Raw genomic sequence first — 22,403 nt, 5'->3', positions numbered from 1 at the left:
ATCCGGCTGTGATCCGATTCCGAGCGGCCGCGTGGCCGCTCGCGGGGCGCATACAATGGACCAAGGAACGTTGCGAATGACGCGCGGTTCCTTGGCCCATTGGGCCGAATGGGTTTTGCCATGGGTTGTGATGGGCGGAAACGAAAAGTCGGGCAACCCCCGAACGTAAGGGCGGTGAGACGCATGGTGCTAGGCATCGACGAGCGAATCGACGGCGTGAACCTCGGCAACTGGCTGGTGCTGGAGAAATGGATGGATCCGAAACCGTTCACCCGCAGCGCCGAAGACGATGAAATCTGGATGCACCGCACGCACGTATCCCTCTGGTCCGAACGGAATCTAGCCGAGGAACTGCGCCGGCACCGCGAAACCTACATCACCTTGGAGGATTTTCGTATCATCGCCGACCACGGAATCAACCTCGTACGCATTCCCATACCGTATTTCATCTTCGGCGACTGGCCCGGGCATCCGGGCTGCATCACGTACCTCGACCGCGCGTTCCGTTGGGCGCGGGAGACGGGACTGAAGATCATGATCGACCTGCATACCGTGCCCGGCTCGCAGAATGGTTTCGACAACGGCGGTCTGACGGGTGTGTGCAAATGGGCGCAGAATACGGACTTGGTGGAGTACACGCTGAACGTGCTGGAGCGATTGGCTCGCCGATACCGCGACGAACCGGCCCTGCACGGCATCGAAGTACTCAACGAACCAGTGAGCTGGTCAGTGTTCCATAGCACGTCGAACACGGCGAAAGACTCTCATGAGGCTTCCGGTAGCACGTATGTCTCACTGCGTTTTCTGAAGCGCTTCTACCGCGACGCTTACGCCCGGTTGCGCGCCGTGCTACGTCCGGAAACCGTGATCGTATTCCATGACGGTTTCCGACTGCTCCGCTGGGGTGGTTGGTTCCGTCGTGCTGGCATGCGCAACGTCATGCTCGACACCCATCAGTATCTCATCGCGATGGAGGATCCGCTGTTTTCGGGACCGGCACGCCGGCTGTACCTGCGATCGCGGCGACTGCCATGGCTGTACCGGATGCTGGTGGGCGCGAGTGGCATCGCCATCCGTTCGGCGGCCCGTCGTATTCCCGTGCTGGTGGGCGAGTGGTGCGTGGAGAATCAGTGGGCCCTACACAGCCAAAACCGATCGGCTGCATACCGCCAAGTGTCACGATTGCAACGCGCGGCATGGGACGTGTCGGCGGGGCAGATCTATTGGAGCTACCAGCTTGCGCGCTCCGCGAAACCGGGTAGTGGCGAAGGGAAACCGCCGCGGGATCCTCGCAACGGCGGCAATCTTGAGGCGTGGGATCTGACTCGCGTATGGCGTCATGGATGGATTCGGGCGGATACCTCTCACGATGACGTGCCATAGGCAGTCAATCAACGGCAATCGACGCAAGGTGCATTAGACTCGGAATCATGGCAGAGGAAGAGACTTCGAAACGTATCCGAAAATCACCGCAGGAGCGTCGAGCGGAAGTGCTGGATGCGGCTGTTCAGCTGATCAGTGAGCGTGGATTCAATGGCATTTCCATCCAAGACGTGGCCGACAGGGTCGGCATCTCCAAACAAGGCGTGTTGCGATACGTCGACAACAAAGACAAAATGCTGGCGCTGGTATATGACGAATACTACGGGCAGACCGGCACGCCGGAGGACTTCTTCTCTTCGGGCATGCCGGGCAGCGACCCGTCCGCGCCGCATTTTCCCGCGTATCTGCGCTACCTGGTGAAACACAACTCGCGCCGCCGCATGATGGTGCAGCTGTTCACCGTGCTGTCGGTGGAATCCCTGAACCCGGATCACCCATTGCATGACGAATTCATGGGACGCATGGAGGACATCTGGGAACACTACTCGAAATACCCGTGGGTGGTTCCGCCGCAATTGGGCGCATGGGCCGGCAGCATGCGGCCAGTGGTGCGCAAAGCCATGGAAATCATGGATGGCATTCAGCTGTGGTGGCTGCGCGAACCGGAAGTGGACTTGTGTGAGGAATGGTCCGAAATGGAGAATCTGCTGTTTCCCGCGCCCCTCTGGGATGCATGCCGCTGATTTTATGTGTGTTCCGCATACGTTCGGGGGTGACCTGACGGCCACCCTCATTTTGCTTATCTTCTATTGTGGTAGTGCCTGAAAAGTTTGCTGAAAGAGACATGCTGGTTTCTTGAGATGTCGACCATTTTGATGCAGTCAGACTACCTGCTGCGCTTCCCGTATAGACGCCAATGCTGGCTCCCAACATCCCTAGCGATACTAGTATCATTATTTTACGGAAGAGTCTAGATTCAGTAGAATTACCAATTCTACATAATAATTCGTCATATATAGAACCTGCTGCAGAATTAGTTACAATTGTCCCTCTGTAAAAAGTTAATTTTACTCATTATATTGACTATTTATAAGATAATTAGAACGTTGAATAATCTCAGATTCATTCTTGCCGGAAATAAGAAATTTCCTGTCAGAATCAACAGAGTTATGAGCGATACCTTTTTTCTTGCCCACAGATTCCAAAACCGCCCAATCCGGGATTTCTTTTTCCTTTGGCCAGTTCAATCCAGCGGTTTCCAGCAGTATGCCATACTGAGATGATCGCGTAATATTCGCATCCGCATCGACAAGACCAAGTTCCAATAGGAAGTTGGCCTTGCTTTGGTCTATGTCATAGGCGGCTGCCAGCTCCTGCTTGATGAGACCGCCTCCTCTGCGTGCCGCCATTTCCCCGAATACGAAATCACCGGTTTCATTCTTATAGAATTCGATATGCATCACATTCGGAATCGTCTGATCGTTGAAAGATGCAATTAATTGCTTTGTCAGTCGGAGCAGCTCGGAATAGTCGGCACCGTTCTCATCCAACATCACGGAACCGGTGTTTTGTTTCTCGAAATCCAGTGGCGGGACAAGGTACCGTGATGGTGAGATCAGAATCGAACCGGAATTGATATAGACTACATCCACATGGTAGACGGAACCGGAACAATATTCCTCTAAGTAATACTGGTTTGAATGCACGTTTCGTATGAATTCCGGCTTGGTAGCTAAAGCAGGCAGGTCATCTTTCGAATGCAATATCGTAATGCCTGCAGACCCTGCGCCCCATCGAGGTTTGAGAACAACCGTCTCCCAACGATCGAACGCCGAAATAATATCTCCAAAGCCTTGGCAGGTGGTATAGGGAATAATCTTTAATCCGGCATCAAGGGCCGATTGTTTCATCGTGACTTTATCTCGACAGCTTAACGCCAGTTCATGCTGTAAACCGGGAATTCCAAATAAACTTCTCGCCTCTGCAACCCTCAGTACGTCTTCCTCTGAGCTGGAAACTATCCTATCTGGTTTAAATTTCCTGACAATATCAAAGAATTTTGCGGTAGCGCTATCAGAGGAATAATCGGAAACCTCGATTTCCTTGATGACGGAGCTCGGCCAACTATGGTGTGCGGCTCGATCGTTCGAGGTGAAGACCATAACTTCTAAACAATCGAAACGTTCTTGGATTTCCTCAATCCATTTAGGATAATTTGAGAAAGATTTGGGCTGTTGCAGCAATAATACTTTCATGTCATTCCCCTTCCGGTGTACTCACCAAGACTTTTTCTTTCAATGACGAATGATTCTTTGTCCACGTTTTCTAATTTGATTAGTGACGACTGCAGGCATTATTCCCACTAACGCCAGTGCACACCAATACCAAGCCGTCAATCCTGCAGGACGTAGTGCCGGAACGATCCAACCGCCAAGGAATGAGCCTGCCGATTCACCAATGGCTGCAATTATCAGCCGATAGTTCAGAATGTCCACCAAAGGCTTATCTGGCTGTGCCTCTACCAGAGCAATATTGATTAATGGCGCATAGATGCATTCTGCAATGGAGAACACAACCAAGGAAATGATGCATATCCACCAGTACGACGAGACTCCGCAGGCGAATAGTGCGAAGGAAATTCCATAAATCCCCAGGCTTTTGACTATGAATGAGGTGGCATTATGTTCTTTGGTCATATTGCGCGAGATGATCTTACTTACCGGCATTTGCAGTGCTATGACCGATATGGCATCAATGGAATAGAACAATCCTCTTATGACTGGACTATCGGATAACGAGTGGAATTCCAATGCCATTCCGGCAAAAAGCTGACCATTCATTATACTGCCCACGAACACCGCCAGGATGGCAAGAACCGTACCGGGACTTTTCAGCGAGTCTGTAATGGTCTTCACGATGGAGGAAGTGTTTTCCTCGCCGCTTTTCTCATTGCGTATGAAGACATGATGAGTCAGCGCTATTGGAGCTAGTAAAGCAGAAAAAGCATAGAGTCCGACGATGATTGCAATAAAGAGCGTTTGTCCGAAAGCTTTATATATGTAATTCGAGCCCAGAGGTCCAATCGCGGATCCAAGATTGGCTGCCATAGTCACTAAAGCAAACAAAGAAGCCTGAATTTTTTTATCCTTTACTGTAGCGATGATATGCCCTCGTAGGGCAAAATTAACCAATGAAAGACCGAGTCCCAGCAAAGCCAAATCCGCAAAAAGGAAGCCGATAAAACCACCCATTGCCGGTTGTAGCAGCAAAAGTGAAAAAACCATGAATCCGAAACCGGCCTCGGTGAGGGATACCGTTGAGAAACGCTCAATCAGGCTACCTATAAAAACAGTACTGCCTCTAGAAAAAAGAGATAAAATTCCGAGCGCCAGCCCAACATATAGCGATGACGCCGCAGAAACTTGGCCGGTGAGAATAACCGAAAGAAGGGAGAAGAGACCGCTGTACGCAGCAGTATTCAAAAAGTAATTCACTGATATGGAGTCTCTTTTAATATCGTTCGGCTTCTCCATTTGAATGGACCTTCTTTTATGCTTTACAAATAATGTCTCCCCATGCTAGTTGTCATAGGGGAATTGTTCATTGCTGCGTCCACATATAGTGACGCTTGGTTTTGGCATACTTGGGGGTGTCTGTTTCAAAGTTTACCGTGCTTTCTGTGGAATCGTTGAATCCTGAACATCCGTTGCATGATGAATTCACTGCTCGTATGGACGATATTTGGGAGAACTATTCGCAATATCCTTGGCTGATTCCTCCGCAATTGGGTTCATGGAAGTCGAGCATGCGACCGGTGGTGCGTAAAGCCATGGAAATCATGGATGGTGTGCAATTATGGTGGTTGCGCGAGCCTGAAGTTGATTTATGCAAAGAGTGGGCTCAGATGGAAAACATGCTGTTTCCATCCCCGTTGTGGGATGCATATCGTTGATTTTGAATACTTGTTGAGATTGGCATTGCATGCGCGTGCGAAAAGGCGAGGGTCTGATGGTCCCTCGCCTTTTGCGTTGACAGGGTTATGTCGAGTTGCGGATGTGCATATGATATACTAAACTACCAATTGGTAATTAAAGAAAATCGCTTCAATGAGGAAAGTGAGCAATCCATGGCCGAAACCACTGAAAATACTGTAAATCTGCCCTATAGGAATCCGGAACTTCCTACTGAGGAACGCATCGCCGATCTGCTTGGTCGAATGACCCTTGAGGAAAAAGTCGGACAGATGATGCAGCTTGACGCGCGAAGCGGCGATTTGGACGATCTGATCGTCAACAAGCACGTTGGTTCCATTCTGCACACCTCGCCGTCCGATCTGCCGAAAGCCGTGGAAACGGTGAACGCCAAAACCCGTCTCGGCATTCCGCTGGTGATCGGCGACGACTGCATTCACGGCTATTCCTTCTGGCCGGGAGCCACCATTTTCCCGGAACAGCTAGGCATGGCAACCACGTGGGATTCTGAAAAGGTACAGGCCGCGGGCCGTGCCACCGCCGAGGAAGTGTCAGCCACCGGCGTGCATTGGACGTTCTCCCCGGTGCTGTGCATCGCGCGAGACACCCGTTGGGGCCGCGTGGGCGAAACCTTTGGCGAAGATCCGTACCTGATTGGCGAAATGGCATCGTCCATTGTCAAGGGCTATCAAGGTGGAGCCAAGGCGGGCGAGCCGCTCGCCAAAGACGCGATCCTCGCATGCGCCAAGCATTTCGCAGGCTATTCCGAAACACAGGGAGGGCGTGACGCTTCCGAAGCCGACCTGAGCCACCGCAAGCTGGAATCCTGGTTCCTGCCGCCGTTTGAACGCGTGGCCAAGGAAGGCTGCGGCACCTTCATGCTCGGCTACGAATCCATCGAAGGTGTGCCGGTCACCTTCAACAAGTGGCTGCTTTCCGACAAACTGCGTGGCGCTTGGAACTATCAGGGCACGCTCATCACCGACTGGGACAACGTCGGCCGTTCCGTGTGGGAGCAGAAGGTCAAGCCTGACTATGTGCAGGCTGCTGCCGATGCGGTCAAGTCCGGCAACGACTTGGTGATGACCACGCCAAAGTTCTACGAGGGTGCGATCGAAGCCGTGAAGACCGGTCTGCTTGACGAATCGTTGATCGATGCCGCCGTGGCTCGTATTCTCGCACTGAAGTTCCGTCTTGGACTGTTCGAAGATCCACGCTTGCCCGACCAGAAGCGTATCGATGCAGTGATCGGTTCCGAAGAGCATCAGCAGCTCAACCTTGAAGTGGCTCGCGAAGCCGTGGCATTGCTGAAGAACGACGGTTCACTGCCGTTCAACGTAGCCGGTGCGAAGCGTATCGCGGTCGTTGGTCCGCTCGCCGATGACGCCCAGACCCAGCTGGGCGACTGGGCAGGCAGTTCCGGCCAGATCAACTGGATGCCTGACGGCCACCCGCGTGAAATGATCACCACCGTGCTTGATGGTTTCAAGCAGCTCGCTCCGGAAGGTTGCGAGGTCGTGTACTCTCGCGGTGCCAACATCGTGGATTTGGTGCCCGATCCGGAAGGCGAGTTCTACCCGGATGGACAGCCTCGCCCGAAGATCGGCGTTTCCGCCAAGATTGATCGCGCACTGCTTGACGAAGCCGTGGAAAACGCACGCAAAAGCGACCTGATCGTGGCCGTGGTGGGCGATGTGATCCAGGCCATTGGCGAAGGCTGCTCCACCGCCACGCTTGAACTGCTCGGCGGACAGAATACGCTGATCGATGCACTGTCGAACGTGGCTCGCGAAACCGGCAAGCCGTTCGTGGTGGTGCTCGTCAGCTCCAAGCCGCAAGTGCTGCCGGCATCCGTGATCGGCACCAACGGCGTGATTGTTGGCGAAACTCCAGCCGAAGGCACTTCGGCTCTGCTGTGGGCTCCAAGCCCGGGCATGAAGGGCGGCCAGGCCATCGCCGAAATCATTCTTGGCGAAACCGAACCGAGCGGACGCCTGCCGATCACCTTCCCGCGTCACGCAGGACAGCTGCCGGTCTACTACAACCAGATTCGAGGCCAGCACGGCAACCGTTACGCCGACCTCACGCAGAATCCGGCATTCGCATTCGGCGAGGGTCTGAGCTACACCACGTTCGAATACGGAGATCCGACCATCACCAACGTTCCGGAATCCGGCATATTCGCCGAAACCGACACCGTGCATGCCGAAATCACCCTCACCAATACGGGCGATCGCAAGGGCACGGAAGTAGTGCAGCTCTACATCGGCGACATCGTGACCTCCTACAGCTGGACTGATCGTGAACTCAAAGCATTCCAGCGCGTGGAACTCGAACCAGGCAAAAGTAAGACCGTTGCCTTCGACATTCCGGTTTCCGATTGCACCATCGTCGATTCGGAAGCTAACCGAATTGTCGAACCGGGCGAATTCGAAGTGCTTATCGGCCATTCCAGCCGTCGCGAACACTTGAAGCGCACTACCTTCACCGTCGCGTAAAAGCGAAACGAAATAAGCCGTGTCGCAGAACCCAATAATCGACACGCTAGTCTGATATGAGCCGCCTACGAAATGCCGATCGTGGGCGGCTCACATGAATGGACCATTGCCGTGGCATACGCGTTATTTATGGCTGCTTCCGGATTCGTACTGGTGCCTGATCAGACGCATGCGTTGAACCAGTTGCCATCGTCAATGAACGCCGACTGTTCCGCGGGGATGAACGCCATACAGCAGCTTGCCGGCGCGATTGTGCTTGCCACTGGCGGTTATACGGCTTTGTTCCCGATCGCTGTGGTTGCGGTGCTACTGGGCACGGTGTTCATCATGCTGATTCGCAAGGTGAAGTAGTTGCAGCTACTGCAGTAGCCGAAGCAACGCGCAGTGTGCCGGCGATTGCGGCACACGTGATCTCGACATTGCGTTCCGTGTTGGCGATCAGCGTCGCAAGATCAGCCGGCCCGGGCGCAATGCCGAACGTTGCGACGATGCCGGTCTCGTTCAACGCTTCGATGGTGTGTGGATCGCGGGTTACCGTTCCGCCAATGGCAATAGTTGGTTTTCCTTGCGATTGCGCCAGTTTCGCAATGCCACTCGGCACTTTGCCGTACGGTGTCTGACTGTCGATGGAACCTTCGCCGGTGATGATGACGTCGGCCCATGCGCATGCTTCTCGACCATGCGCAAGATCGAGCACAAGTTCGATTCCCGGCCGTACTGTTGTATTGAACAGGCCGAGCATCCCGCCGCCGGTACCGCCCGCGGCGCCTGTACCGGGAATGCGCTCAATATCGCGGCCATTGTATTGCATGATCGCGTGTGCGAGATTCGCGAGTCCCTGATCGAGGAGTTCGACCTGTGCTGTGTTCGCGCCTTTTTGCGGAGCGAACACATGCGCAGCACCTTCCGGTCCGGTCAAAGGATTGCTGACATCGCAGGCGAGAACAATCGGAACATTTTTTACAAAATCGGGAACTTCCGAATCGTCAATCCTCTCCAAATCAACAAGAGAACCGCCACCAAGCGGAATATCATGACCTGCCGTATCAAGAAAACGAAATCCAAGCGCGCGAGCCAACCCCGTGCCACCATCCGTAGTGGCACTGCCGCCCAAACCAAGCACAATACGATTCGCGCCAGCGTCAATCGCAGCACGAATCAGCAAGCCGGTGCCGAACGTGGAAGCAGACAACGCATTGCGGTCGGCGGGGGAGACCCGTTCAAGTCCGCTTGCCGAAGCCAACTCGACTACGGCGGTGTGGAGAATACAAGAAGCACGATTATTGCCAAGAAAGCCAAACTGAGCGGTAATCGGGCGGCCGATCGCATCAACTGTCTCAACATTGTGCAACGTGCCGGCGGTGGCATGAACCAAGGCTTGTGTTAATCCTTCGCCGCCATCGGAAAGAGGCATGAGCCGGCATTCCGCCTGCGGATTGCCACGCTTAATGCCGCGAGCCATCGCCTGTGCGATTGCTTCAGCCGAAGCGGCTTCCTTGAACGAGTCCGGTGCCAGCAGAATCCGCATACATGCCTCCTTTTACGTCTGCATCTATACATTAATGCAGTGCCGGGGCAGAGGCTTAGCGGTAACCCTCCCACATGGGCAGGGGGAACAGGGCGTCTTCGCATTCCGCCCACATGGCGTTCAGGTCCTGGCCGGGCGTGCGCAGCCAACGCAGCTGCACGCCGTCCATCATGGCGAATCCCGCATTAAGCAGCCGACGCGTATCAACACCTTCAGGCACTTGCCAACGGATGTTGAGTGCGGTGTCGGCATTATGCAGTTCGCGGTTGGCGAAATACTCGTGTGCGGGGTGGTTCGGGTCGATCGCTTCGGCGCTCAACGTGGAAAACATGTGCACCTGAATCGGTCTGCGTGCGTTCACCGCCACGATTCTGCGCCACATGTCAGCGATCAACGGTCGTGGCTCACGTACTATGTCGGTAAGAATGTCTTCCGTTTCGGAATCGTAGACTTCGTCCAGCGCGGCTGTGAGCAGTCCTTCCTTACTGCCGACATAATGCAGCACGCCAGCCTTGGTGAGTCCTACGCGATCGGCGATTTTCTGCAGGGAAGTGCCGTAATAGCCGAGCGTTCCAAACAGTTCGACGGCCGCATTGAGAATCGCCGCTCTTCGGTCGACTTCTTCGTTGGCCATGATGATTCCCTTTCTTGCCTTCCATGAATGGCGATTCATGTGCGCTGCAATGCTTATGAATCGTCATTTCTCTCAAGTCGTAAATACTGCAGTTACTTTACGGTCGGTTAACTGATTTTTCAAAGATGATTGGCGTGTTGTGATGTTGATTTTGATAAAGTACCTACCGACCGGTTAGTAAAGATTTCGGGGTTGAGATTCCACAGGCCGGTTAACCGATACGAACTCAAGAAAACGATGCGAAAGAGGAACGTATGAGCGAAAACACCTATCCTTCCGTCAATGACCTGACGCTTGAAGAAAAGGCATCCCTAACTTCCGGCGGCGACGCTTGGCATCTGCAAGGCGTTGAAGCCAAGGGCATTCCCGGCTATATGATCACCGACGGCCCCCACGGCCTGCGCAAGTCCAACTCGGCCACCACCGGCGAAGTCGATCTGAACAACTCCGTGCCCGCCACCTGCTTCCCGCCGGCCGCGGGCCTGTCCAGCTCGTGGAATCCGGAACTCATCCACCAGGTCGGCGAAGCCATGGCCGAAGAATGCATTCAGGAGAAGGTTGCCGTAATTCTCGGTCCCGGCGTGAACATCAAGCGCAACCCGCTTGGCGGCCGCTGCTTCGAATACTGGTCCGAAGACCCGTATCTGGCGGGTCATGAGGCGGTCGGCATCGTCGCAGGCGTGCAGTCCAAGGGCGTGGGCACTTCGCTCAAGCATTTCGCCGCCAACAGCCAGGAGACCGACCGGCTGCGCATCAGCGCCAACATCTCCCAGCGTGCGCTGCGCGAAATCTACTTCCCGGCATTCGAACACATCGTCAAGGAAGCCCAGCCGTGGACCATCATGTGCGCATACAACTGCATCAACGGCGTGCATGCCGCCCAGAATCGCTGGCTACTCACCGACGTGCTGCGCGACGAATGGGGCTTCCAAGGTATCGTCATGAGCGACTGGGGCGCCGACCACGACCGCGTGGCCTCCCTCAATGCGGGCCTCAACCTCGAAATGCCGCCAAGCTACACCGACGACCAAATCGTCTACGCCGCACGCGACGGCCGCATCCAGCCGGCACAGCTCGACCGCATGGCACAAGGCATGATCGACTTGGTCAACAAGACCCGCGCAGCCATGAGCGTCGAAAACTATCGTTTCGACATCGAAGCCCACGATGAGGTCGCACATCAGGCCGCCGTCGAATCCATGGTGCTCCTCAAGAACGATGACGCCATTCTGCCAGTCGCTGGCGATGCCAAGGTCACCGTCATCGGCGAATTCGCACGTACTCCGCGCTACCAGGGCGGCGGCTCCTCGCACATCACCCCAACCAAGATGACCAGCTTCCTTGACGCCCTCACCGAACGCGGCGTGGATGCCAAGTTCGCCCCAGGATTCACCCTCGACCTCGAACCGGCCGATCCAACACTCGAAACCGAAGCCGTCGAAGCTGCCAAGGGCGCCGACGTGGTGCTCATGTTCCTGGGGCTCCCTGAAGCGGCCGAATCCGAAGGCTTCGACCGTGAGACCCTCGACATGCCGGCCAAGCAGATCGCACTGCTCGAAGCCGTCGCAGCCGAAAACAAGAACGTTGTGGTCATACTCTCCAACGGCTCCGTCGTCACCGTGGCACCATGGGCCAAGAACGCCAAGGGCATCCTCGAATCCTGGCTGCTCGGCCAGTCTGGCGGTCCGGCGCTCGCCGACGTGCTATTCGGCAAGGTGAGCCCGTCCGGCAAGCTTGCGCAGACCATTCCCTTCGACATCAACGACGATCCGAGCACCATCAACTGGCCGGGTGAAGAGGGGCATGTCGATTATGGCGAAGGCGTGTTTGTGGGCTACCGCTATTACGACACCTACAACAAGGCCGTCGACTACCCGTTCGGCTTCGGCTTGAGCTACGCCACGTTCGAAGTGAGCGACGTGAAGGCCGTCAAGACCGGTGCCTGCACCGCAACCGTCAGCGCAGTGGTCAAGAACACCTCGAACGTTGACGCCGCCGAAACCGTGCAGGTGTACGTGGCTCCTGGCAAGGCTGACGTGGCCCGCCCGAAGCACGAGCTCAAAGGCTTCAAGAAGGTGTTCCTCAAAGCCGGCGAATCCGCCGAAGTCTCCTTCGATCTCGACGATCGCGCCTTCGCCTACTGGTCTGAGAAGTTCAACGACTGGCATGTGGAGAGCGGCGAATACGCCATCGAAGTCGGCACGTCCAGCCGTGACATCGCCGGTTCCGCGGTAGTGGAGCTCGATGGCGACGGTAAGGCCCAGCCGCTCACCGAGTGGTCCAACTTCATGGAATGGCGTAAGGATCCGCTCGGTTCCAAGGTGCTCGAGAAGCTGCGTGCCGAAGGTGAAGCCGGCCGCATGCCGATCGTGCCCGACAATGACATGACCCGTCTGTTCCTCGACTCCATGCCGATCAACAGCATGTCGGTGCTGATGGGTGCCGATGGCAAGCAGATCTTCGAATACATGCTTGCCGAATACGCTGAACTCACCAAGTAGTTTCGCGGGATTCAAGACTTAAGGTCGGGGAATCTGATCCGTTACTCTGAACCGGTGCGGACCTGATTCCTCGGCCTTTGCATTGTTGGAAGGTTGCTCTGGGATTGTTGCTTTATGACGATTTTCAGGGCAAACGGATACGTACGACATGCCAATTGTTGCATATGCAACAGTTGTATATACAACGGTTTACTATGTATGCTGTGACGGAAGTGACGAACGAACAATACAAGGAACCGACTGGCTCACGACTCTTCGAAGTCTGGGAAAGCGGCTTGGCAAAGCCCCCCAGCGTGGCCATTCGCTCGCTGCACAACGTGGTCAACCGGTATCTGCGCGTCACCCGCCCTGAAGCGGCGGAAGACATCAGCAACGGCAACGTTGACGTCATCGTGTATCTCGCACGGCATGACAACGAGGAAATCTTTCCTCAAGACATCGAGCAACGTTTCGGCGTGACCCGATCCACATCATGCCGGGTGCTGGGGCTGATGGAACAGAAGGGCCTGATCGCGCGCGAACCGGTGAAACGCGACGCACGACTGAAAAAAATCGTGTTGACGGACAAGTCGAGGCATATCGCCGAAGTCTTGCGCGACAATGCGAAAAACATGGAACGAATCCTGCTGGAAGGCCTTGAAGACGATCAGATCCGCCAATTCATGCACGTGCTCGACGTCATGCAGACGAATCTGGTGAAAACAGGTTTGATCGGAGACGAAAGTCGATATCCAAGTTTGGAAATACAGGAACAGGACGCAAGCAAATCGCAGGTTCCGCAAGAATCGCAGGTTCCGCAAAAAACATGCGATGACTATGCCTCGAATAATCGCGATGCTCGTGATGAGTATGTCTCGCACGTACTGCGGATATCGCAGGAAATGGCGATCGCGCGCAATCGCAAGTAACACACGTCATAGGTAAAAATAAAAGGAAAGGGCAAGTAGTGACAACGGCAAACGCAACGGCGTCCGCAACGCCGAAACCAAAGCAGCATGTCATTCGCACACTGGGCAAATCCCTGCGCGAATACAAAAAAGTCAGTCTGCTCTCCCCGGCATTCGTAGCCGTGGAAAGCGTGCTGGAAATCCTTATTCCGACTGTCATGGCATCGCTGATTGATGAGGGCATCAGCGGTGGCAGCATGCCGGCGATTTTGAAATTCGGCTTGATTCTGTTGATTTGCTCGGTAGTCTCGCTGACATCCGGCTTTTTGGCTGGAAAGTTCTCGGCTATCGCAGGTGCCGGATTCGCGAAGAATCTGCGTCACGATCAGTTTGAGAAGGTGCAAGGTTACAGCTTCACCAATATCGACCGTTTCTCCACCGGTTCGATCATCACACGACTGACCACCGATGTGACCAACCTGCAGAACGCGTATTCGATGATTATCCGCATGGGTGTGCGCGCTCCGATCATGGTGATTGTGGCGTGGATCTTCTCCTTCCGCATCAGCCCATCCATCTCTTTGGTGTTCCTCGCCTGCATTCCGGTGCTCGCCATCGGCTTGTGTGGCCTGGCGGTGCTGGTGCACCCGGTGTTCGAGCGTGTGTTCCACACATACGACAAGCTCAATAACGTGGTCGACGAGAACCTGCAGGGCATCCGCGTGGTCAAGTCCTACAATCGCGAAAGCCATGAAACCGAAAAGTTCAACCGCATTTCGCAGCGCATCTTCAAGGACTTTACCAAGGCCGAACGCATTATGAGCTTCAACAATCCGCTTATGATGCTGTGCGTGTACGTGTCCATGCTGCTCATCGCATGGATGGGCGCCCGGCAGATCGTGGCGTCCGGCAACAATGCAGCCCTAGGCTTGACCACCGGCGATCTGACCGCACTGGTCACTTACGCCATGCAGATCCTCATGGCTATGATGATGCTTTCCATGATTTTCGTGATGTGCATTATTTCGCAGGCTTCCGCCGAACGTATCTGCCAGGTGCTGAACGAGGAAAGCACGGTTACGAATCCGGCTAATCCAGTCAAGGAAGTAAAGAATGGCGATATCGATTTCGACCATGTCACCTTCCGTTATTCCGCCACTTCCGAAAAGCCGGTGCTTGACGATATTGATTTCAAGATTCGTTCCGGCATGACCATCGGCATCGTCGGCGGCACCGGTTCCGCAAAGTCCAGTCTGGTGCAGCTTGTGCCACGTTTGTATGACGTGACCGAAGGTTCGCTGAAGGTCGGCGGCGTGGATGTGCGTGATTACGATTTGGAAGTATTGCGTGATCAGGTTGCCATGGTGTTGCAAAAGAACGTGCTCTTCTCCGGAACCATTGCCGAAAATCTGCGTTGGGGCAATCCAAACGCCACTGATGAAGAGATTCGCCACGCGTGCCAGCTTGCGCAGGCTGACGGCTTCATTCAGGAATTCCCCGATAAGTACGATACGTACATCGAACAGGGCGGTACCAACGTTTCCGGCGGCCAGCGCCAGCGTCTGTGCATTGCGCGTGCGTTGCTGAAAAAGCCGAAAATCCTGATCCTCGACGATTCTACATCCGCGGTCGACACCAAAACCGATCAGCTGATTCGTACCGCATTCCATCATGAGATTCCCGACACCACGAAGATCATCATCGCCCAGCGTGTGGCCTCTGTGCAGGAATCCGACATGATTCTCGTCATGGACCACGGTCGCATCATGGCAGCCGGCACGCATGAACAACTGCTCGAAAACTGCGACGAATACCGTTCCATCTACGAATCGCAAACCAAGAATCAGGCTCAACCTGAGGAACTGCAGTGAAAGGAGGCAACAGATGACTGAACAAACTTCCGCATTGAAATCCAAGGAAAACAACAACGTGGCCAGCAAACAGCCGAAGCCACCAATGCAGAAAGCCGCACCGGGCACCACCAAGCGTATTTTCGGCTACATCTTCCAATACAAGTGGCGCGTGGCGCTCGTAGTAGTGTGCATTCTTGTCGGAGCCGCAGCGCAGGCCGGATCGTCACTGTTCCTGCAGTCGCTGATCGACACCTACATTCTGCCCATGGTTGGTGCCACCAACCCTGACTGGATGCCGCTGTTGCGTGCGCTGACACTCATGGCATGCCTGTATGCAGCCGGCATTTTCTGCAGCTGGCTATGGCAGTGGATCATCGTCGCCGTGGAACAGGGCACATTGAAGAAGATCCGCGACGACATGTTCGCTCACCAGCAGACCTTGCCGATCCGTTATTTCGATACCAACGAACACGGTGACATCATGAGCCGTTACACCAACGACACCGACACATTGCGCCAGGCCATCAGCCAATCGTTCCCGCAAATGTTCTCGTCCGCGGTGTCCGCGCTTGCGGCGCTCGTGTCGATGCTGTGGCTGTCGGTGCCTGTCACTATTTTTGTGCTCGCATTCACCGTAATTCTGTTCGTGGTGGTGCGCAAGGTCGTTTCCCGTTCCGGACGTTACTTCGTCAAGCAGCAGATCGCCATCGGCGATGTGAACGCATTCGTGGAAGAAGCGGTCAACGGCCAGAAGGTCATCAAGGTCTTCAACCATGAGGACGCCACCCAAACCACTTTCGACAAGAAGAACGAAGAACTCTTCGAAGCTTCCGCCGAAGCGAACACGTGGGGCAATGTGACTATGCCGATCGTCGGCAACATGGGCTATCTGCTCTACATTCTGCTTGCAATCTTTGGCGGATTCGCGGCGATTTCCGGACTCGGCAACTTCGGCCTGTCCGGGGCCGGACAGCTCACCTTGGGCACGCTCGTCTCTCTGCTGACGCTGTCTCGTTCCTTCGTGAACCCGCTCGGTCAGGTGTCCATGCAGTTCAACATGGTGATGATGGCGCTCGCCGGCGCATCCCGTATCTTCGCGCTCATGGACGAACAGCCGGAAGATGACGACGGTTCCGTGACCTTGGTGAATGTGGAACTCGGCGAAGACGGCCGCACCATGACCGAAGTCGACCATGAAACCGGTCACTGGGCGTGGAAGCGCGAGGAGGGCGACGATGGCACTCGTTCGCTCAAGGCCGCGCAGTCCTTGAGCCCGCGTGCTGCAGAAGTAGCGATGAAGGCCCGTGAAACCGCTATCACTTCGCCGGATGGACGCCTCACCCTGCTGCAGGGCGATGTGCGCTTCACCGACGTGACCTTCGGCTACAATCCCAACAAGCCGGTGCTGCATGACATCACTTGGTTCGCCAAGCCCGGGCAGAAGATCGCATTGGTCGGTGCCACGGGTGCCGGTAAGACCACGGTGACTAACCTGATCAACCGTTTCTATGACATTCAAGACGGCATGATTCTGTACGACGGCATTTCCGTCAAGGGCATCCGCAAGCCGGATCTGCGTCGTTCGCTGGGTGTGGTGCTGCAGGACGTGAATCTGTTCACAGGCACGGTGATGGACAACATCCGTTACGGTCGGCTCGACGCCACTGACGAGGAATGCATTGCCGCTGCGAAGCTTACGAACGCCGACGGCTTCATCCGCATGCTGCCCAACGGCTACCAGACCGTGCTCGAAGGTGATGGTTCTGGTCTGTCTCAGGGCCAGCGTCAGCTGATCTCCATCGCTCGTGCAGCCGTGGCCGATCCGCCGGCCATGATCCTCGACGAGGCTACTTCGTCCATCGACACCCGTACCGAGGAAGTGGTGCAGGCCGGTATGGATAACCTCATGAAGGGTCGTACCGTGTTCGTGATCGCACACCGCCTGTCCACCGTGCGCAATTCCGACGTGATCATGGTGCTCGACCATGGCCGCATCATCGAACGCGGCTCGCATGACGAGCTCATCGCACAGAAGGGCGAGTACTACCAGCTCTACACAGGTGCCGTAGAACTCGAATAGTCGAATAGTCTCCTGAATTGGAGCGATGCGAGCACACGCTAGCTACACTAGCCGCGCTTCGAGCCCTGTCGGCTGATACCGCCCTTATGGCCGGTGGCCTTGAACGGCATGGATCCTCTGGAAAATCCCTTGCTTTGAAATTGCGATTTTGAAGCAAGGGATTTCATATTGCCTTTGGCATGCATGGTATTCGGCTGCGGCCAGCCTGCCTTCGGCGAAGGATGTTCCATCATACGTTCATGAGACTGCTGCACGAACAACGATTATAATTGGCTTGCGTAATCGTTGCGCGAATCTTGCTTGGTTTGTCGTTATTTCAATAATAGGCTATTCTTTCATGAGGTAAACGATTTACTAAATTGGAGAGCGAGACATGGCGACGATTAAAGAAATTGCGCAGCGTACCGGGTTTTCTCAAGCTACGGTGTCTCGACTTCTGAATGGGGATCCCACCCTTTCCGTGCGTGAGGGGACGCGTCGTAAGATCATTCAGGCAAGCGAAGATCTCGGCTACAGCATGCAGACCAAACGCATCGTCGTTCCTCACAAGGTCGCATTGCTTGATAATGAGGAGTCTGAAGAAGCGTTGCGTGACTCCTATTACACTGATTTGCGTTCAGCGCTCGAACGCAATGCTGAGCAACAACGCATGGAAATGACGGTGTTCCACGACCTTGATGACATGATTGCGCGCAGTTCCAAATTCGACGGCTTCATGGCGATCGGCGCTGACCGAATTAGTGAAAAGGACTTGGGGCGGTTGCATGAAGCCATGCCATATGGCGTGTTCATTGATGTGAATCCGGCGCCGAATCTGTTTGATTCCGTGCAACCTGATTTGCAGCAGACCATACATGATGCGGTTGCGGCGTGTGCGGCCAAGGGCATGAAGCGTGTCGGGTTTATTGGCGGCAAGGGCTGCCTGATGAACTTCTATGAGGTCGATGAGGAGAACCGCGCTACGTATTTCCGCCGTGAAACGAGACGTTTCGGCATTCAGTCGGACGGGCTCGTGTATTCCGACGGACTGTTCACGGTGAGTAACGGACGTGCTTTGGGGGAGCGGTTCGTGCATGACCATAATGGTGTGCTGCCGGATGCCGTGATTGTCGCCGCCGATGTGATTGCGGTGGGCGTGCTGCAGGCGTTCAATGCGGTCGGCGTGCTGGTGCCGCGCGACATCAGCGTGATCAGCATCAACAATCAGACGATTTCGCAGTTGACCTCACCGCCGTTGAGTACCTTCTCCATCGATCAGAACGAGCTTGCGCGTGTGGCGACCTTGGCATTGGGCGACGCCATTTCCGGCAAGCGCACGATTCGCCAGCATGCGTATCTGTCGACGTCATTGGTGGTGCGTGACAGTTTCGTTCCGGCGAAATAGTGATGCTTAAAACGTTACTCGTCTAGTGATTCTTTTTACTTTTACATTCTTGTGAATCCTACTTAAGAATCGTCCATAATCATGAAAAAACAAGCGAAATAGTTCGCGCCGCATGCTATAGTGACAACCGAAATGCGAGCGATGATCCGTTATCAGCGGGGAGCTTCCGGAAGAACGGTCGTGTCAGCGGCTTATTAGACCCGGCGGGAAGGCCCGAACAGCCGAACATACGAGCGGTCGTGCGCGTAACAAAAGCATGGCAAACGAGGTGGTACCGCGGTGGCGGCGTCCAGCAGGCGCTATAGTCATCGTCCTCGTAGGAGACAAATAGTAAGAACCTACGAGGAGATACGGTGAGCGAAAACAACGTGTATCCGAAGGCAGCTGCGGGTGAGCAGAGCGCCAATGTAGCGCCGAACCCCAGTTTCCCGAAGCTGGAAGAATCCGTCCTTGATTATTGGGAGAAGGACGACACTTTCCAGAAGTCCATTGAACGCCGTCCTTCCGGCGATCACAGCCAGAACGAATTCGTGTTCTTCGACGGCCCTCCGTTCGCCAACGGTCTGCCGCATTACGGCCACCTGCTGACCGGTTACGCCAAAGATGTGATTCCGCGTTACCAGACCATGAAGGGCCACAAGGTCAATCGTGTGTTCGGTTGGGATACGCACGGTCTGCCGGCTGAGCTTGAAGCCCAGAAGGAACTGGGCATCGATTCGGTCGATCAGGTTAAGGAAATGGGCATCGACAAGTTCAATGATGCCTGCCGTGCCTCCGTGCTCAAGTACACCAACGAGTGGAAGGACTACGTGCACCGTCAGGCACGTTGGGTCGATTTCGAGCATGGCTACAAGACGCTGAACATTCCATACATGGAATCCGTGATGTGGGCGTTCAAGCAGCTGTATGACAAGGGCCTCGCATATCAGGGCTACCGCGTGCTGCCGTACTGCCCGAAGGATCAGACGCCGCTTTCCGCGCATGAGCTGCGCATGGATGCCGACGTGTATCAGGATCGTCAAGACACCACCGTGTCCGTGGCCGTGAAGCTGCGCGATGAGGAAGACGCCTACGCGGTGTTCTGGACCACTACACCGTGGACCGTTCCCACCAACTTCGCCATTGTGGTCGGCGCAGACATCGACTATGTGGAAGTGCGTCCGACTGAAGGCAAGTTCGCTGGCAAGAAGTTCTATCTGGGCAAGCCGCTGCTCGGCTCCTACGCCAAGGAACTCGGCGAGAACTATGAGATCGTGCGCGAACTCAAGGGTGCCGAAATGGAAGGCTGGCGCTACTACCCGGTGTTCCCGTACTTCGCAGGCGACGAGAACGCCATCGAAGGCAAGGTCCCAGGTCCGGAAGGCTACCAGATCTTCACCGCCGACTATGTCGATACCGTTGAAGGTACCGGCCTCGTGCATCAGGCTCCGTACGGCGAGGACGATATGAACACGCTTAACGCTAAGGGCATCAAGAGCGTTGACGTGCTCGACGCGGGCTGCAAGTTCACCGCGCTGTGCCCGGACTACGAGGGCATGTACGTGTTCGATGCGAACAAGCCGATTCTGCGTAACCTGCGTGCCGGCGACGGCCCGCTGGAGCGTATTCCGGAAGACCAGCGCGCGATTCTCTTCCAAGAGAAGAGTTACGTGCACTCCTACCCGCATTGCTGGCGTTGCGCCACGCCGCTTATCTACAAGCCGGTGAGCTCGTGGTTCGTGTCCGTCACCAAAATCAAGGACCGTCTGCTCGAACTGAACCAGGAGATTAACTGGATTCCGGGCAATGTGAAGGACGGCCAGTTCGGCAAGTGGCTTGCCAATGCCCGCGACTGGTCGATCTCACGCAACCGTTTCTGGGGTTCGCCGATTCCGGTGTGGGTGTCTGACGATCCGAAGTATCCGCGCGTTGACGTGTACGGTTCGCTGGACGAGCTGAAGGCCGACTTCGGCGACTATCCGCGCGATAAGGACGGCAATGTCAACATGCACCGCCCGTACATCGACGAATTGACCCGCGTCAACCCGGACGATCCGACCGGTAAGAGCCACATGCACCGCATCACCGACGTGATGGACTGCTGGTTCGAATCCGGTTCCATGAGCTTCGCCCAGTACCATTACCCGTTTGAGAACAAGGAAACGTTCGAACAGCATTTCCCTTGCGATTACATCGTGGAATACATTGGCCAGACCCGTGGCTGGTTCTACGTGCAGCACATCATGGCGACCGCACTGTTCGACAAGCCGGCATTCAAGAACGTGATCTGCCACGGCATCGTGCTTGGCTCCGACGGCCAGAAGATGTCGAAGCATCTGCGCAACTATCCGGACGTGAACGGCGTGTTCAACGATTTCGGTTCCGACGCCATGCGTTGGTTCCTCATGAGCTCGCCGATTCTGCGCGGCGGTAATCTGATCGTGACCGCCGATGGCATTCGTGACACCGTTCGTCAGGTCATGCTGCCGGTGTGGAGCTCGTACTACTTCTTCACCCTGTATGCGAACGCTGCCAATAATGGTGCCGGGTTCGATGCTCGTGCGCTGCATGCCGATGAGGTTGCCGCACTGCCGGAAATGGACCGTTATCTGCTGGCACGTACCCGCCGACTGATCGAGAAGACGCAGCATTCGCTGGATGACTTCCTGATTTCCGACGCATGTGAAGCCGTGTCCGATTTCATCGACATGCTCACCAACTGGTACATCCGCAACAATCGTGACCGTTTCTGGAACGAGGATGCGAACGCGTTCAACACGTTGTACACCGTGCTTGAAGCATTCATGCGCGTGATCGCACCGCTTGCTCCGATGGAAGCGGAAGCCGTGTGGCGTGGCCTGACCGGTGGCGAATCCGTGCATCTGGCTGACTGGCCGTTCCTTGCCGACGAGCAGACTGGCGAAGCGAGCGAACTGGGCCGTGTGCTTGTTGACGATCCGGCTCTGGTTGATGCGATGGAGAAGGTGCGCGAGGTCGTGTCCGGCACCCTGTCTATGCGTAAGACGAAGCAGATTCGCGTGCGCCAGCCGCTGTCCAAGCTGACCGTTGTGGTAGAAAACACTGCCGCCGTGGCCGCATACGACGAGATTCTCAAATCCGAACTGAACGTGAAGAACGTTGAATTGTGCACGCTTGAAGATGCCGAAGCCCAAGGCTTGAAGATCATCAACGAGCTGCGTGTGAACGCTCGCGTGGCAGGCAAGCGCCTGCGCAAGGACGTGCAGTTCGCCATCAAGGCTTCCAAGTCCGGCGCATGGCATGTGAACGCCGAAGGCGCTCCGGTATGTGAGACTCCGAACGGTGAGATCGTGCTTGAGGAAGGCGAATATGAGCTGATCAACAGCGTGGAGGAGAAGAACGCCGAAGAGGCCGCCAACTCCGTTTCCGCCGCGCTGCCGACCGGCGGCTTCGTGATCCTCGACACCGAGCTGAACGATGATCTGATCGCCGAAGGCTATGCGCGCGACGTGATTCGCGCTGTGCAGGATGCCCGTAAGGCCGCCGATCTGCAAATCTCCGACCGCATCGCCCTGAAGCTCGTTGTGCCCGCCGAAGACGTGGCCAAGGTCGAACAGTTCAAGAAACTCGTCTCTTCCGAAACGCTTGCCACCTCTTTCGAAGTGACGGCCGGCGATGAGCTGAACGTTGAGGTTGCCAAGGCCTGATCTGGCTAATGGATGAAAACTGACGGCTGAAAGCTGACTAATGCCGGTTAGCCGGTGAACGGTCGCCAACATAACAGGT

At 55.4% G+C, this 22,403-nt stretch carries 15 protein-coding genes and 1 pseudogene; 11 read left to right on the top strand and 5 right to left on the bottom strand.

Annotated features, from left to right (window positions below):
- Positions 1-183: 183 nt before the first annotated feature.
- Together BBCT_RS06560 and BBCT_RS06555 are read left to right on the top strand one after the other, a co-directional pair.
- Positions 184-1,383 (top strand): glycoside hydrolase family 5 protein, encoded by a 1,200-nt coding sequence (locus BBCT_RS06560; protein ID WP_033512529.1) that lies wholly within the window; start codon positions 184-186, stop codon positions 1,381-1,383.
- A gap of 47 nt (positions 1,384-1,430) precedes the next feature.
- On the top strand, positions 1,431-2,066 hold the full coding sequence (locus BBCT_RS06555; RefSeq protein WP_003834147.1) for a TetR/AcrR family transcriptional regulator: 636 nt from the start codon (positions 1,431-1,433) through the stop codon (positions 2,064-2,066).
- Positions 2,067-2,390: 324 nt separating this feature from the next.
- Here the strand turns inward: BBCT_RS06555 and BBCT_RS06550 are convergent, their stop codons facing one another.
- Both BBCT_RS06550 and BBCT_RS06545 read right to left on the bottom strand, forming a co-directional pair.
- On the bottom strand, positions 2,391-3,578 hold the full coding sequence (locus BBCT_RS06550) for an ATP-grasp domain-containing protein (protein WP_003834148.1): 1,188 nt from the start codon (positions 3,576-3,578) through the stop codon (positions 2,391-2,393).
- A gap of 39 nt (positions 3,579-3,617) precedes the next feature.
- Positions 3,618-4,856: an MFS transporter gene (locus tag BBCT_RS06545; RefSeq protein WP_003834150.1), complete on the bottom strand. Its 1,239-nt coding sequence runs from the start codon at positions 4,854-4,856 to the stop codon at positions 3,618-3,620.
- 122 nt (positions 4,857-4,978) lie between these two features.
- On the opposite strand from BBCT_RS06545, the pseudogene BBCT_RS06540 reads away from it, so the two are divergent.
- The 3 genes and pseudogenes from BBCT_RS06540 to BBCT_RS06530 form a co-directional block, all read left to right on the top strand.
- Positions 4,979-5,275, top strand: a pseudogene (locus BBCT_RS06540) (TetR family transcriptional regulator); the annotation flags it as partial.
- A 174-nt stretch (positions 5,276-5,449) separates the two neighbouring features.
- Positions 5,450-7,792 (top strand): glycoside hydrolase family 3 N-terminal domain-containing protein, encoded by a 2,343-nt coding sequence (locus tag BBCT_RS06535; protein WP_128805826.1) that lies wholly within the window; start codon positions 5,450-5,452, stop codon positions 7,790-7,792.
- 72 nt (positions 7,793-7,864) lie between these two features.
- Positions 7,865-8,143, top strand: coding sequence for a hypothetical protein (locus BBCT_RS06530; RefSeq protein WP_003834153.1), 279 nt, complete (start codon positions 7,865-7,867; stop codon positions 8,141-8,143).
- On the opposite strand, the gene BBCT_RS06525 is transcribed toward BBCT_RS06530, so the two are convergent.
- Both BBCT_RS06525 and BBCT_RS06520 read right to left on the bottom strand, forming a co-directional pair.
- On the bottom strand, positions 8,118-9,320 hold the full coding sequence (locus BBCT_RS06525) for a glycerate kinase family protein (RefSeq protein WP_003834154.1): 1,203 nt from the start codon (positions 9,318-9,320) through the stop codon (positions 8,118-8,120). The genes BBCT_RS06530 and BBCT_RS06525 overlap by 26 nt on opposite strands.
- A gap of 55 nt (positions 9,321-9,375) precedes the next feature.
- Positions 9,376-9,954 (bottom strand): TetR/AcrR family transcriptional regulator, encoded by a 579-nt coding sequence (locus BBCT_RS06520; protein ID WP_033512525.1) that lies wholly within the window; start codon positions 9,952-9,954, stop codon positions 9,376-9,378.
- Between the two features lie 254 nt (positions 9,955-10,208).
- On the opposite strand from BBCT_RS06520, the gene BBCT_RS06515 reads away from it, so the two are divergent.
- The 4 genes from BBCT_RS06515 (at position 10,209) to BBCT_RS06500 (ending at position 17,275) form a co-directional block, all read left to right on the top strand.
- On the top strand, positions 10,209-12,455 hold the full coding sequence (locus tag BBCT_RS06515; RefSeq protein WP_003834157.1) for an exo-alpha-(1->6)-L-arabinopyranosidase: 2,247 nt from the start codon (positions 10,209-10,211) through the stop codon (positions 12,453-12,455).
- Between the two features lie 194 nt (positions 12,456-12,649).
- Positions 12,650-13,363 carry a MarR family winged helix-turn-helix transcriptional regulator gene (locus tag BBCT_RS06510; protein WP_227572412.1) on the top strand — a complete coding sequence of 238 codons (714 nt, stop codon included), beginning with the start codon at positions 12,650-12,652 and terminating at the stop codon, positions 13,361-13,363.
- Positions 13,364-13,401: 38 nt separating this feature from the next.
- Entirely contained in the window at positions 13,402-15,213 is a 1,812-nt protein-coding gene (locus BBCT_RS06505) for an ABC transporter ATP-binding protein (protein WP_003834160.1), read from the top strand.
- A 13-nt stretch (positions 15,214-15,226) separates the two neighbouring features.
- Positions 15,227-17,275 (top strand): ABC transporter ATP-binding protein, encoded by a 2,049-nt coding sequence (locus BBCT_RS06500; protein ID WP_003834162.1) that lies wholly within the window; start codon positions 15,227-15,229, stop codon positions 17,273-17,275.
- A gap of 47 nt (positions 17,276-17,322) precedes the next feature.
- On the opposite strand, the gene BBCT_RS06495 is transcribed toward BBCT_RS06500, so the two are convergent.
- Positions 17,323-17,529 (bottom strand): hypothetical protein, encoded by a 207-nt coding sequence (locus tag BBCT_RS06495; protein WP_156178463.1) that lies wholly within the window; start codon positions 17,527-17,529, stop codon positions 17,323-17,325.
- Positions 17,530-17,648: 119 nt separating this feature from the next.
- On the opposite strand from BBCT_RS06495, the gene BBCT_RS06490 reads away from it, so the two are divergent.
- Together BBCT_RS06490 and ileS are read left to right on the top strand one after the other, a co-directional pair.
- On the top strand, positions 17,649-18,659 hold the full coding sequence (locus BBCT_RS06490; protein ID WP_003834166.1) for a LacI family DNA-binding transcriptional regulator: 1,011 nt from the start codon (positions 17,649-17,651) through the stop codon (positions 18,657-18,659).
- A 353-nt stretch (positions 18,660-19,012) separates the two neighbouring features.
- Positions 19,013-22,324 carry a mupirocin-resistant isoleucine--tRNA ligase gene (ileS, locus tag BBCT_RS06485; RefSeq protein WP_003834167.1) on the top strand — a complete coding sequence of 1,104 codons (3,312 nt, stop codon included), beginning with the start codon at positions 19,013-19,015 and terminating at the stop codon, positions 22,322-22,324.
- Positions 22,325-22,403: the final 79 nt, after the last annotated feature.

The organism is Bifidobacterium catenulatum DSM 16992 = JCM 1194 = LMG 11043 (assembly GCF_001025195.1).
Classification (GTDB): Bacteria; Actinomycetota; Actinomycetes; order Actinomycetales; family Bifidobacteriaceae; genus Bifidobacterium; species Bifidobacterium catenulatum.
The sequence above is the reverse complement of the archived record's forward strand: the minus strand, read 5'-3'. Positions and strand labels throughout refer to the sequence as shown.

What these genes read in the sequence shown, in the direction of transcription:
- BBCT_RS06560 (WP_033512529.1), top strand. Translation starts at nt 184, where the DNA reads ATGGTGCTAGGCATCGACGAGCGAATCGACGGCGTGAACCTCGGCAAC.
- BBCT_RS06555 (WP_003834147.1), top strand. Translation starts at nt 1,431, where the DNA reads ATGGCAGAGGAAGAGACTTCGAAACGTATCCGAAAATCACCGCAGGAG.
- BBCT_RS06550 (WP_003834148.1), bottom strand. Translation starts at nt 3,578, where the DNA reads ATGAAAGTATTATTGCTGCAACAGCCCAAATCTTTCTCAAATTATCCT.
- BBCT_RS06545 (WP_003834150.1), bottom strand. Translation starts at nt 4,856, where the DNA reads ATGGAGAAGCCGAACGATATTAAAAGAGACTCCATATCAGTGAATTAC.
- BBCT_RS06535 (WP_128805826.1), top strand. Translation starts at nt 5,450, where the DNA reads ATGGCCGAAACCACTGAAAATACTGTAAATCTGCCCTATAGGAATCCG.
- BBCT_RS06530 (WP_003834153.1), top strand. Translation starts at nt 7,865, where the DNA reads ATGCCGATCGTGGGCGGCTCACATGAATGGACCATTGCCGTGGCATAC.
- BBCT_RS06525 (WP_003834154.1), bottom strand. Translation starts at nt 9,320, where the DNA reads ATGCGGATTCTGCTGGCACCGGACTCGTTCAAGGAAGCCGCTTCGGCT.
- BBCT_RS06520 (WP_033512525.1), bottom strand. Translation starts at nt 9,954, where the DNA reads ATGGCCAACGAAGAAGTCGACCGAAGAGCGGCGATTCTCAATGCGGCC.
- BBCT_RS06515 (WP_003834157.1), top strand. Translation starts at nt 10,209, where the DNA reads ATGAGCGAAAACACCTATCCTTCCGTCAATGACCTGACGCTTGAAGAA.
- BBCT_RS06510 (WP_227572412.1), top strand. Translation starts at nt 12,650, where the DNA reads ATGTATGCTGTGACGGAAGTGACGAACGAACAATACAAGGAACCGACT.
- BBCT_RS06500 (WP_003834162.1), top strand. Translation starts at nt 15,227, where the DNA reads ATGACTGAACAAACTTCCGCATTGAAATCCAAGGAAAACAACAACGTG.
- BBCT_RS06490 (WP_003834166.1), top strand. Translation starts at nt 17,649, where the DNA reads ATGGCGACGATTAAAGAAATTGCGCAGCGTACCGGGTTTTCTCAAGCT.